Source organism: Streptomyces sp. NPDC058086 (assembly GCF_042885015.1).
Taxonomy (GTDB): Bacteria; Actinomycetota; Actinomycetes; order Streptomycetales; family Streptomycetaceae; genus Streptomyces.
On sequence record NZ_JBHVST010000020.1, the window covers coordinates 42,711 to 53,950 of the forward strand.

General features: G+C 72.3%; 11 protein-coding genes and 1 pseudogene. 3 read left to right on the forward strand and 9 right to left on the reverse strand.

The annotated features are described in order from the left end of the window. Positions 1 to 18: 18 nt before the first annotated feature. From ACFVWD_RS18085 to ACFVWD_RS18095, 3 genes and pseudogenes are all read left to right on the forward strand, one after another. Complete coding sequence (locus ACFVWD_RS18085; RefSeq protein WP_389597184.1) at positions 19 to 2,205, forward strand: SpoIIE family protein phosphatase; 2,187 nt, start codon at positions 19 to 21, stop codon at positions 2,203 to 2,205. A 141-nt stretch (positions 2,206 to 2,346) separates the two neighbouring features. Further along, a pseudogene (locus ACFVWD_RS18090) lies at positions 2,347 to 2,700 on the forward strand (ABC transporter permease); the annotation flags it as partial. 67 nt (positions 2,701 to 2,767) lie between these two features. Beyond that, complete coding sequence (locus ACFVWD_RS18095) at positions 2,768 to 2,959, forward strand: hypothetical protein (protein WP_389597303.1); 192 nt, start codon at positions 2,768 to 2,770, stop codon at positions 2,957 to 2,959. 362 nt (positions 2,960 to 3,321) lie between these two features. Here the strand turns inward: ACFVWD_RS18095 and ACFVWD_RS18100 are convergent, their stop codons facing one another. From ACFVWD_RS18100 to ACFVWD_RS18140, 9 genes are all read right to left on the reverse strand, one after another. Further along, a complete protein-coding gene (locus tag ACFVWD_RS18100; protein WP_389597186.1) occupies positions 3,322 to 3,996 on the reverse strand; it encodes a response regulator in 675 nt (224 codons plus the stop codon). A gap of 89 nt (positions 3,997 to 4,085) precedes the next feature. Continuing rightward, positions 4,086 to 5,408, reverse strand: coding sequence for a lasso peptide C-terminal Trp epimerase (mslH, locus tag ACFVWD_RS18105; RefSeq protein ID WP_389597188.1), 1,323 nt, complete (start codon positions 5,406 to 5,408; stop codon positions 4,086 to 4,088). Beyond that, on the reverse strand, positions 5,405 to 6,136 hold the full coding sequence (locus ACFVWD_RS18110) for a DsbA family protein (RefSeq protein ID WP_389597190.1): 732 nt from the start codon (positions 6,134 to 6,136) through the stop codon (positions 5,405 to 5,407). The genes mslH and ACFVWD_RS18110 overlap by 4 nt, the downstream gene beginning before the upstream one ends. Before the next feature lie 5 nt (positions 6,137 to 6,141). Then, positions 6,142 to 6,702, reverse strand: coding sequence for a MauE/DoxX family redox-associated membrane protein (locus ACFVWD_RS18115; RefSeq protein WP_389597192.1), 561 nt, complete (start codon positions 6,700 to 6,702; stop codon positions 6,142 to 6,144). Further along, the gene (locus tag ACFVWD_RS18120; RefSeq protein WP_389597193.1) at positions 6,699 to 7,568 is read right to left on the reverse strand and encodes an ABC transporter permease; all 870 of its coding nucleotides are present in this window, start codon (positions 7,566 to 7,568) and stop codon (positions 6,699 to 6,701) included. The genes ACFVWD_RS18115 and ACFVWD_RS18120 overlap by 4 nt, the downstream gene beginning before the upstream one ends. Then, complete coding sequence (locus tag ACFVWD_RS18125) at positions 7,565 to 8,530, reverse strand: ATP-binding cassette domain-containing protein (RefSeq protein WP_389597195.1); 966 nt, start codon at positions 8,528 to 8,530, stop codon at positions 7,565 to 7,567. Before ACFVWD_RS18125 ends, ACFVWD_RS18120 begins: the two co-directional genes overlap by 4 nt. Then, entirely contained in the window at positions 8,527 to 9,018 is a 492-nt protein-coding gene (locus tag ACFVWD_RS18130) for a lasso peptide biosynthesis B2 protein (RefSeq protein WP_389597196.1), read from the reverse strand. Before ACFVWD_RS18130 ends, ACFVWD_RS18125 begins: the two co-directional genes overlap by 4 nt. After that, positions 9,015 to 9,278, reverse strand: a complete 264-nt coding sequence (locus ACFVWD_RS18135) for a lasso peptide biosynthesis PqqD family chaperone (RefSeq protein ID WP_389597198.1) — start codon at positions 9,276 to 9,278, stop codon at positions 9,015 to 9,017. The genes ACFVWD_RS18130 and ACFVWD_RS18135 overlap by 4 nt, the downstream gene beginning before the upstream one ends. Continuing rightward, positions 9,275 to 11,125, reverse strand: a complete 1,851-nt coding sequence (locus ACFVWD_RS18140; protein ID WP_389597200.1) for a lasso peptide isopeptide bond-forming cyclase — start codon at positions 11,123 to 11,125, stop codon at positions 9,275 to 9,277. Before ACFVWD_RS18140 ends, ACFVWD_RS18135 begins: the two co-directional genes overlap by 4 nt. Positions 11,126 to 11,240 lie beyond the last annotated feature (115 nt).

Consider the following 11,240-nt stretch of genomic DNA (forward strand, 5'->3'; position numbering starts at 1 on the left):
CAGCTTGGAGCACTCGTGATGCCGGATCCCAGGCAGGCCGGGGAGCGGACGGCTGCGGTCGGACAGGCCGCGGCATGGTGGAATCTGTTGCCCGTCGCCTTGATCGTCTCCGACGGCTCCGGACGGATCAGGCAGTGGGCGAAGGCCGCCCCCGAGCTGCTCGGCTACGCCACCGGTGAGGTCATCGGCCGTGATCTCACCGATCTCGTCCTCCCCGACCATCGCCGGGAGGCTCGCGCCGTGCACGACGCGGTTGCCGCTGGGCGCAGCGTGACCGGGCAGTTTCCGATGCGGCACAAGAACGGCTCCACCATCGGGATGGAGGTGTGGGCGTGCCCCGTGGCCGCACAGGGCGGGGAGGGGTGGGACGTACTGCTCCTGGCCGCCGACGCCCGTGAAGCGCGTCAGGCCCGCGAAGTGGGTGGCCCGTTGGACGCGCTGTTCGCCCGCTCGCCGGTGGGGCTGGCGATCTTCGACACCGAGCTGCGGTTCCAGCAGGTCAATCGCGCCCTGGAGGCGATGGACGGGCTGCCCGCCGCGGCGCACATAGGGCACCGACCGTCGGAGGTGCTACCCGGGGTCAACAGCGAGCAGATGGAAGCGGCGATGCGACGGGTGCTGGTCACCGGTGACCCCGTGGTGAACTTCCGCCGTATCGGCCGCACGCCCGCCAGCCCCGACCACGAGCGCGTGTGGTCCTGCTCCTACTTCCGCTTGGAGGACGCGGAAGGCGAACCGCTGGGGATCAACGCCTCGATCATCGATGTCACCACCCAGGAGAAGAGCGAGCGGGAGGCCGCCGCCGGCCGTCAACGCCTGGCGCTGCTCAACGGGGCTACACTGCGGATCGGCACCACCCTCGATGCGGCCCGAACGGGACAGGAGCTGGCCGACATCGCCGTGCCCCGCCTCGCCGACATCGCCACCGTCGACGCCCTGGCCGACCTCACCGAAGCCACCGAGCCGATGACCAGCCTGTGGGGCGGCGCCGTCCTGCGCCGCCTCGGCAAGGCTCCCGCCCGAGATCACGCGGCCGCCGACATCCTCACCCCCGTCGGCCGGACCTTGCATTTTCCCGCCGGCGCGCCCTACGCGCAGGCTGTCATCGACCGTCGGCCCTTCCTCCTGCGTCGCATCGACGCCCGTGCCGTCGCCCAGGCCGCACGCTACTCCTCGATTCCCGAACGGCTCCGGTCCCTGGGCGTGACGTCGATGATGATGGTGCCCCTCACGGCCCGCGGTCTGGTCCTCGGCGTCGCCACCTTCCTGCGGGGTGGCGACCGGCCTGCCTTCGACGCCGCCGACCTTGCGCTCGCCGGCGATCTGGCCGCCCACGCCGCCGTCTGCATCGACAACGCCCGCCTGTATCACCGCGAGCACGACGTCGCGCTCACCTTGAAGCGCAGCATGCTTCCCAGCCTCCCGAAACCCCCGGCGGGCATCGAGATCGCTCACTGTTACCGGCCTGCCTCCGACGTCCACGAGGTCGGAGGGGACTGGTTCGATGTCGCCACCCTCGCCCCCGGTAAGGGCGCCCTGGTCATCGGCGACGTGATGGGCCACGGCATCCAAGCTGCCGCGATCATGGGGCAGATGCGCACCACCGTGCGGGCCTTCACTCACCTCGACCTGCCCCCCGATCAGCTCCTGCACCATCTCGACGACGCGCTCCAGGAACTCGACAGCCCCCTCCTGGCCACCTGCCTGTACGGGATCTGTGACTGCACGGCCTACCGCTGCTGGCTCGGCCGCGCCGGCCATCCCCCGCCCGCCCTCGTGACGCCCGACGGCAGCGCCCGCCTGCTCGACCTGCCCGCCGGCGCTCCCCTGGGCATCGGCGGTATCCGCTTCACCACCACCGAGGTCGTCCTGGACCCGGGCAGCATCGTCGTCTTCTACACCGACGGCCTCATCGAAACCCGCGGGGTCGACCTGGACGAGCGTCTGGACGAACTCATCCGCCTTCTCGCCGGCGCGCACAACGACCTCAACCAGTTGTGCGACACCCTCATGGACCGCTTCGCCCCCAGCCCCGCCGAAGACGACATCACCATCCTCGCCGCCCGCATCGGCGTCCCCACCGGTGCCACCGATTCCGCCTCACCCCCTCCTCGGCGGCCCCGCGCATCGCCGGTCCGCCCGCCTGACCCCGCTCGGTCCGGCCGAGGATCCGACGAAGGCCGGCACCGCAACCCGCAGCTCTGACCCGATCTCAGGCAGGGCACTCTCGGACGCCGCACGTGGGGATCGTGCACTGCGGCGCGCTGGGCGTGCGGGAGTCTCGCCGACCCACGCGGCGACGTCAACGCGCCCCCACGCCGACATGCCTTTACGTCGATTACGTCGATCACGTTCGCGAACCGAACGCCTCCGCCCGCGCTGGTGCCGGTGTTCGTCGTCGTCTTCGATGTCGGTACGCCCATGCAGGTGGCGTCGATCGTGTTCGGCGCCGTGTGGCCGGTGCTGATCAACTCGGCCGAGGGCGCCCGTGCCACCGATCCGCTGCGGCTCCAGGTGGCGGCCGTGCTGCGGCTGACGGCACCCGAGCGGCTGTGGTTCCTGATCCTCCCCTCGGCGCTGCCCCGGATCTTCGCGGGGCTCCGGCTCAGCCTGTCGCTGTGCCTGATCCTGATGGTGTTCCCGGAGCTGCTGCCGGGCAGTGACGACGACATCGGGTTCACGCCCACCGACGCCCAGACGCGCTCCGACCTGCTCACGGTGTGGTCGGCGCTGCGAGGCGGTCATACGGTTTCTGCGCGACACCGGCATGACCACGGTCTTCGGCAATCCGGGCTCCACGGAACTGCGGATGTTCCGCGACTGGCCGGACGACTTCACCTATGTGCTGGGTCTGCAGGAGTCCGTCGCCGTCGGCACGCGCAGCTCTCCTGGTTTCGTGGCGCTGTGCACGGAGGTGGGACGGGCGGTGCGAAGCGCTCCGCCGGGAGGGCCGGAATGAGCAACTGCCACGATGTGCCGTCTGTCGTCTGCGGCCCCGTAGTGGCTGGTTGCCCCGACCCTGCGGCCGGGACCGGACGACTAGCACCACGTCGCTGATCGCGTTCCGAGGTCTGCAACGAGGCCGCCGGTCTCATCACCGTCGCCAAGCAACTCGTGGTGGACGGCCGGAAGGTGTACGAGGACGACCACAGGACCGACACCGGCGCGCGGACCATCGCGCGGAACTCCGACACGGTTCAGGCCCTCATGCGGCACCGCGCTTCCACGGCGACGAACTGATCGCCACCGCCGTCGGCGGCGACGGCCACTTCTGCGCAGCCGCGCAGTGGGGCGACGCGCCGTGAGTCCTGGTCGCCGCGGTCACGTCGGCATTCCCCGCTCGGCCAGGCCACTCTCGTACGCGATGATGACCAGCTGTGCGCGGTCCCGGGCGTGCAGCTTGGCCAGGAGGCTGCCGACATGGGTCTTCACGGTCGGCATGCTGATGACCAGGCGTTCGGAGATCTCCGCGTTGGACAGGCCGTTGGCGATCTGGACGAGGACTTCGTGTTCCCGCTTGGTGAGACCGACGAGTCGTGGAGCGGAGCGAGGCGTCTCGCCGCGCCGGGAGAAGTTGGCGATGACGCGCCGGGTGACCGTCGGGGCCAGTACGCCCTCGCCCGTGGCGATGACCCGGATGCCGTCGACCAGGTCGGACGGCGAGGCGTCCTTCAGCATGAAGCCGCTGGCGCCCGCCTGGAGGGCCGGGTAGACGTACTCGTCCATGTCGAACATGGTCAGGGCCAGCACCCGGACACCGGTCAGCGTCTCGTCGGAGCAGATCTCCCGGGTGGCCGCGATGCCGTCGAGAACCGGCATCCGGAGGTCCATCAGGACGACGTCCGGGGCGAGTTCCCGGGCGAGCCGGACCGCCGCGGCGCCGTCGCCCGCCTCACCGACGACCTCCATGCCGGGTGTGGAGTCGACGAGGACCCGGAAGCTCCCGCGCAGCAGGGCCTGGTCGTCCGCGATCAGTACCCGGACCGCCTCGGCCATGCGTGTTCCCCGGTTCCTCGTCCGCTCGTAGGTGACATATGACATTTTAGCAAGGCTCTGTCGTCAACTCTCCCGCCACGTACGGCCCTTCATGCCACGTCCAGAAGCAGCTCCGCTGTGCCGTCGGCCCCCGCCCCGACCGTCGTACCGTACGACTCCGACAGCCGGGCGACATCGGTGAGGATCTCTTTGGCCTCGGCCTCGTCGGCCAGGTGGGGGCGGCCCCTGCGGTGCACCGGCAGGCCGAAGCCGAGGCCGACCGGGTGCAGGCGGGCCGTCACGAGGGTGCCGTCGTCGAAGGTGAGGACCGGCAGGAGCGACTGCCAGTAGCGGCGGTGCGGGGCGAACAACCGGGTGCCGTGGCCGCTCAGTCGGTCGTAGTAGCGGCCCGGGGTGGGCGGCCGGTCGGCGGTGACCTTGGCGTAGTCCTCGGTGGAGACGCGGTCGGTCAGTTCGATCTGGCTGACGATATTGCCGAGGCTGTAGAAGATCGGCCTGTTCCGATACAGCTCGACACCGCGAAGGAAATGCGGGCCGTGCCCGACCACGACGTCCGCGCCCTCATCGATCATCCGGTGGGCGAAGGCACGCAGGAACTCGCCCGGTGTCTCGGGCGTCGGGCCGGGCTCGTGGGAGTGCACGCTCACCACGACGAGGTCCGCACGGAGACGGGCCTCACCGACCCAGCGGGAGATCTCGTCGAGGTCGCGCGGATCGCACTCGGTCGTGAAGCCCGGTTCGTCCGCCGTCAGGAAGCGGGTGCCGAACAGGGTGAGCCGGTCCGGCCCGAGGAGGGCTGGGTCGATCCCGAGCAGGGCGCGGGCCTCGGCCCGGCGGGCGCGCAGGCCCGTCTCGGCGTCGATCGTCCGCAGCACGTTCATCTGAGAGGCCGTCACCCGCAGGGTCGCGGAGTGGCGCAGCGGGCTGAGGCCCGGCCGCCCGGGCAGTTCCGGCGACGGATCGGCCGCTTCCTGGCCGGGCAGGAACGTCGTGGTGCAGGAGAGCAGCGCCAGGCTGCCGCCCGGCCGGTCGACGTAGACGGGCCGGCGCGCCGTGGTGAGGTCGGCGCCGATCCCGGCGTACGGGATCCGCCTCGACCGCAGCAGGTCCACGGTGCCGAGCACGCCCTCCGTGCCCAGGTCCATGGCGTGGTTGTTGGCGCAGCCCAGCACGGTGAACCCGGCCGCCGTGATCTCGTCCAGCACGCCGGAGTCCGCGATCAGACAGCCGCCGCCGGCCGCGTTGTGCACCGGGTGTCCGCGTCCGTCGCTGGGGACCACCTCCAGGTTGGTGACGGCGAAGTCGGCGCCGTGGAGGAGTTCCTGGAGCCGTCCGGCGGCCGGGTCGGAGGCGATCAGCGCTCCCCGTGTCGCCATGCAGTCGCCGGAGAGGGCCACGGTCAGTCGGGTCACCGCCGGGCCGCCGTGACCGCGCGGGTCAGCGCGCCGCCCGGATCGGAGCCGGTGACGTCGACGCGGCTGCCCTCCACGGTGACGGTCGGTGTCAGCGCCACCTTGCGGGAGGCGGCGACATCGGAGACGTACCGCACCCAGGGCAGGTACGGGGCGTCCTCGACGCAGCGTTCGAAGGACGCCCCGGTGATGCCCGCGTCCCGGCCCGCCGCGATCAGCTGGGCCTCGCTGAGCCCGGGGCCCTGTTCGGCGGGCTGCTTCGCGAACAGGACCGTGGAGTACTGCTCGAACCTCCCCGCGTCCGCCGCGCAGGCCGCCGCCGAGGCCGCCTGTGTCGAGTACCCCGCGGGTTTGCTGCGGTCGTCGAGGAAGGCGACCGGGTGGTAGACGACGCTCACCCCGCCGTGCGACCTCAGATCGTCCAGGGCTGAGGTCAGAGCCCGTTCGGTACGACGGCACTCGGGGCAGAGGTAGTCGAGGTACACGTCGACGCGTACGGCGCCGGTGGAGGCGGCCACGCCCGACTTGTCGGCGGCGACTTCGGCCGGTACGCGGCTCGGTGCCTTGTCGGGGGCCGTGGTGGTCGCCCGGACCAGGCCCGCGCCGACCAGCGCGGCGGCGACGACCACCAGGACGGCCACCAGCGACACCACCAACGCGCGCCGCCGCCGGTGCCGTTGGCGCACCATCTCGTGCACCATGGCGTCCGTTGTGCGTGTGTCCGTCATGCTGCTCACTCCTTCGGGTCCAGGACCCAGCTGTCGAGCGCGTATCGGGTGCGCGGGTTCCGGATCAGAAGGATGGCCGCGCCGAGCAGCAACAGATCGCGCGCGATGTCGAGCGCGTAGCCGCGTGCGGCGCCACCATTGAGCGTGCCTCCGCCGCCGAAACAGCCGCAGTCGATGGACATGCCCCGTGCCCACACCGAGGCGATGGCCGCCGCATACGCGACCAGCAGTACGGCCGCGCCCACCGCCGCCGCCCTGGTGGCCAGCCCGGCCGCGAGCAGCAGCGCGAGCGCCACCTCGACGAACGGCAGGACACCACCGACGAGTTGGGCGGAGTCGTCGGGCACGATCCGGTAGAGCGCGACCGTCCGTCCGGCCTCCGTGAGGTCCCCGATCTTCACCAGACCGGCGTAGGCCAGGACCGCCGCCAGGAGCAGCCGGGCCGCGAGCCGCGCCGCACCCGCCCAGTTACCGTCCGTGGCCCGGGTGTTGGCCGTCGTCGTGACATCCGCCGTGCCCGCGTCCGTCGTGCCCGCGTCCACCGTGCCCTGTCCTCCCCGGCTCATGACGTACGGGAGAACCGATAGCCCGCGAGGCCCAGCGCGACCGCGGTGAGGGCGGCCAGCACACCCAGTTCGGCGGCCACGGGTGGGTGCCAGTCGCCGAGCATCAGCCGGGTCTGCTCCGAGGTGAGCACGCTCGGTCCTGGCAGGGTTCGGCGGACCGCGTCGACGCCGTACGTCAGCGGGTTGAGCTTGACGGCGGTGTCGAGCCAGCCGGGCAGGCCGCCCGGCGGAAACATCGCGCCGGAGAAGAACATCAGCGGCATCAGGCTCAGGTTCACCACGACCTGGAAGGTGTCGACCTGCCGGATGGTGACGGCGGCGAGCAGCCCGAGCGCGGTGAACATGAGGGAGACCAGCAGGAGTTCGAGGAGGACGACCAGCAGCATCGGCGTGTAGCGGATGCTCGCGATCCCGCCGACGGACAGCACCATGAGGCCGTAGACCGCGCCCGTGGTGGCGCCGCCGAGGGCCAGCCCGAACACGATGGACGCGCGCGGGAACGGCGCCACGAGCATCTGGCGCAGCACCCCCAGCCTGCGGTCCCACACCAGTGAGATGCCCACCGCGATCGCCGGCGCCTGCACGGACATGACCAGCGTGCCGGGGAACAGATAGGCCCGGTAGTCGTTCAGTTGGGCCTTGCCGAGGCTGGACGACGCCGCGTCGAGGCCGGTGCCGAGGACGACGAGGAACAGCAGGGGTGTCACGAGTCCCATGGCCAGGCGCACGGGGTTGTGCCGCAGCCGGGTCATCTCCCGCCGCCAGAGCAGCAGGACAGGGCGTGCCGGGTGGCGGGACCGGTCGGTCGGTGGCGGTGCGGCGGTGATGTCGCCGAGTGCGGCAGGTGCGGTGTCGGTCCGGCTCATCGCAGTCCTTCCCCGAGGTTGCCGAGCGTGCGCGGGCCGGTCGTGCTCTCCCGGATGGCGAGACCGGTGTGGTGCAGGAAGACGTCGTCGAGCGTGGGCGGGGCGATGGCGACCTCGCGTACGGTCACGCCGAGGTCGGTGCACAGGCGGGGCACCAGGGCTGCCGCGCGCTCGACCCGGAGCAGCAGACCGTCCGGAGTAGGCTCCGCCGGGAGGCCGAACCGGTCGCTGAGGGCGTCGGCGGCGCGCCGGTCGTCGTCGGTACGCAGGACGACGAGGTCGGCCCCGATGACGGACTTGAGGTCCGCGGGTGTGCCCTCCGTGATCACCTTGCCCCGGTCGATGATTGCGATCCGGTCGCAGTGCTCGGCCTCGTCCAGTTGATGGGTGGTGACGAAGACCGTGATGCCCCGCTCCCGCCGCAGCCGCTCCAGGTGGTCCCAGACGGCGGCGCGGGTCTGGGCGTCCAGGCCGGTCGTCGGCTCGTCGAGGAACAGCACGCTGGGCTCGGCGAGCAGGCCACGGGCGATCTCCAGGCGGCGGCGCAGTCCGGTGGAGAACTGCCGTACGGGCACCCTGCGGCGCTCGGAGAGGTCCATCAGGTCGAGCATCGAGGCGATCGCGTCGCGGGACGCGCGGCGGGACAGGCCGCACAGGTCGGCCTGGAAGCGGAGGTTCTCGGCGGCGGTGAGGTCCAGGTCGAGGGTCGACTCCTGGAACACGATGCCGATACGGCGGCGGACCTCGGCGGGCCGGGCGGCGACGTCGAAGCCTGCCACCTCCGCACGGCCCGCGGTGGGTCGCAGCAGGGTGGTCAGCATGTTGATGGTGGTGGTCTTGCCCGCCCCGTTCGGTCCGAGAAAGCCGTACATGCTGCCCGTGGGCACGGTCAGGTCGAGCCCGTTCACGGCCGGTGCGGTGCCGTAATACGCGTAGAGGCCCTCGGCCCGGATCGCCGTCATGGGTGGCTCCCTTCGGAGGGGCGGAGGTTGCCGTCAGTGGGGTGCGGGTCCTTGCCGGAAGGGCGCGTGCGCTCGTCCGGGCGACGGACCGCCAGGACCGTGCGGAACACGCTGAGTTCGCCGGGCTCGTCCACCGGCCGCCCGTCGGCCTCCACCCAGGCGTGCGCGCCGAACGGTTCGGTTCTGAATCCCGTGCACCAGTCGGCCCACCTGCCGTGTGCCCGGCACAGCAGGACGGTGGCCACGGAACGCTGGAGGCAACCGAGGCCCGCGCAGCGGGTGCTGACCGAGACGACAGACCGGCGGGCGTACGCCACCTCGGCGTATCCGGCGGGGCTGGACCCCTTGCTGACCACGCCCAGCACGCGGTGCAGCCGGGCCGGGGGCAACCGGACCAGGAGACGTGCCGCCCCGGCGGCGCACCGGGGGGCGAGCTGCCGGTACCAGGGCAGCCGCGGGGACTGTTCGGCCACGGCGGGGGTGGTCACGAGGCCACCTCCACCAGTTTGGCCGCGCTGAGCGCGTCGATGAGGGCCTGGACGTCCTGCCGCGCCTGGTCGTCGCTGACCGGGGCCGCGGCGCACAGGCCGGCGGCGGCCGAGTCGGGCGCCTCTCCGTCGAGCAGTTGGCGCAGGACACCCGCGCCGGAGTGGTTCAGCTGCCAGTAGCGGCCGCGACGCCCGTCGAGCAGCACGGCCCCGGTGTCGACGACGGTGAGGGTGACGTCGCGGGCGAGGGTCAGCTTCATCGGAGTTCTCCCGTGTGCGTGTCCTGGGTGGGTGGCGGGGGGCACATCTCAGGACGCGTCCCTGGATGCGTCCGCAGCCAGCTCTCGCACGCCACCGTGGTGTCGATCGGCTGGAGATGATGGGACATCGGCCCCGGGTTCAGTACCGCGGACCGGAAGGCCGCCGGGTCGATGAGGCCGAGCCGGGCGAGCTGGGAGTCCTCGCACAGCTCCAGGATCCGGGCCCGGTTGCGGGCCAGGCCCCGGAACGCCTCCGCGCTGAACTCGCCCTTGTCACGGCGGCCCAGGATGTCCGCGGGGACGAGACCCCGTGCGGCCGAGGTGAGCAGCGGCTTGAACCGCCCGCCGAGCAGGCGCTGGTCGATCCGGGTGGCCAGGGCCGCCTCCACCACCCGGTCGTCGAGGAAGGGCGCGTCCCAGGTGATGCCGGTGTCCCCGAGGACGGTGTTGACCTGGCGGACGGTGGTTCCCTCGAAGACCAGTGAGGCGAGTGCCTGGTGCCGGGCCCGGTCGGCGTCCAGGGGCCCGGACCCCTCGGCGGCGTCGGTGAGCAGGGCGCGGACCGCGGCCACGGCGTCGGCGGTCGCCCAGGCCGGCATGCGGGGCGCGAACACCCAGCCGAAGTCGGGCTCGTCGACGGGCGGGGGCGGGGCGTCGATGCGGGCGGCGACCCGACCGAGGTTCTGCGCGAACGTCGACCGGTCGAGGAGCGAGCGTACGGTCGCCCGCCACGGCCAGCGATTGGCCAGCCGGTAGCGGTTGACCAGCCGTAGCCCGCCGACCGGTGTGGCCCGGGCCAGGGACCAGGCGCAGGCGGGCATCCGGCCGAACAGCTCGTCACCGCCGAAGCCGGTCAGATGCAGCGTGGCGCCCTCCGCCGTGGCCCGCTTGGCCAGGTCCTGGATGTGGGCGAGTCCGGAGGCCCAGGTCGAGGGACCTTCCGGGGCCGCACCCACGAGGTCGGCGGTGTAGCCGACGTCGAACAGGTTCTCGGCGCGGTCGGCGGACAGCGTGTGGTGCCGGGCCGCAGGCAGGCACTCCGCGGCCCGGTGGGCCCACCTCGTGTCCGCGTTGGCGCTGTCGATCGGCATCACGTGGTAGGTGACCAGGTCGGCCCCCGCCGCGTGGGCGAGGAAGCACAGTGAGGTGGAGTCCAGGCCGCCGGACAGGTCGGCGCTGAGGGTGCCGCCCGCGGCGACCCGGGTGGTGATCGCGTCGTCCAGCGCAGAGCGGACGGCGGTCGCTCCCTCCGCGAGGGTGAGGGACGGCTCCGGGAGTTCCCACCAGCGGGTCTGCCGGGCCCGGCCGTCCGTGTCCAGTTCCAGCCAGTGGCCGGTGGTGAGCGCCTCGATGCCCCGGCGGACGGGGCGCTGGGCGAGCGGCCAGGGTGGTCCGCCCGGCGCCAGCAGGCGGGCGGCGAGCACGGTCTCGTCGAGGTCGGCGCCGGTCAGCCGGAGCAGGGGATCCACCCCGCTCGCGGCGACGGTCACCCCGTCGACGACGGCCGTGAAGATCTGTCGTACGCCGACGACCGAACCCTGGACCCTGGTCCTGCCGTCCAGTGATACCGCCAGGTGGAAGGCTCCCTGCAGCCGGGACGCGAGCGCGTCCACGTCGTGCAGCGAGCGCAGCCGGCCGAGCGCGGCCCTCGCGGGGGTCTCGTCGAGCCGGGTGTGTCCCAGCACGGCCATCCGCCGTGGGCCCGCCTCGACGACGACGGCCTCGGCCGCGGGCCAGTCGCCGACGATCCAGGGCCGCCCCGACGCATGGTCGATGCGCCGTGCCGCCCGCAGCCGGCCGGCCGACGCGGCACCGGCCGGACAGTCCGGAAGAACCACGAATTCCATGTCGCCTCGTTCCCCGTCTCCTCGTAACCCCGGGTGGTGGGGGGGGGGGGGGTGGCACCCCCCCCCGGCGGGGGGACCCGAATAAGAACATGGCGTGAACGCAGCCCGCGCAGTG

Coding starts and splice junctions, on each gene's coding strand:
- ACFVWD_RS18085 (WP_389597184.1), top strand. CDS start 19: ATGCCGGATCCCAGGCAGGCCGGGGAGCGGACGGCTGCGGTCGGACAG.
- ACFVWD_RS18095 (WP_389597303.1), top strand. CDS start 2,768: ATGACCACGGTCTTCGGCAATCCGGGCTCCACGGAACTGCGGATGTTC.
- ACFVWD_RS18100 (WP_389597186.1), bottom strand. CDS start 3,996: ATGGCCGAGGCGGTCCGGGTACTGATCGCGGACGACCAGGCCCTGCTG.
- ACFVWD_RS18110 (WP_389597190.1), bottom strand. CDS start 6,136: ATGACGGACACACGCACAACGGACGCCATGGTGCACGAGATGGTGCGC.
- ACFVWD_RS18115 (WP_389597192.1), bottom strand. CDS start 6,702: ATGAGCCGGGGAGGACAGGGCACGGTGGACGCGGGCACGACGGACGCG.
- ACFVWD_RS18120 (WP_389597193.1), bottom strand. CDS start 7,568: ATGAGCCGGACCGACACCGCACCTGCCGCACTCGGCGACATCACCGCC.
- ACFVWD_RS18125 (WP_389597195.1), bottom strand. CDS start 8,530: ATGACGGCGATCCGGGCCGAGGGCCTCTACGCGTATTACGGCACCGCA.
- ACFVWD_RS18135 (WP_389597198.1), bottom strand. CDS start 9,278: ATGAAGCTGACCCTCGCCCGCGACGTCACCCTCACCGTCGTCGACACC.
- ACFVWD_RS18140 (WP_389597200.1), bottom strand. CDS start 11,125: ATGGAATTCGTGGTTCTTCCGGACTGTCCGGCCGGTGCCGCGTCGGCC.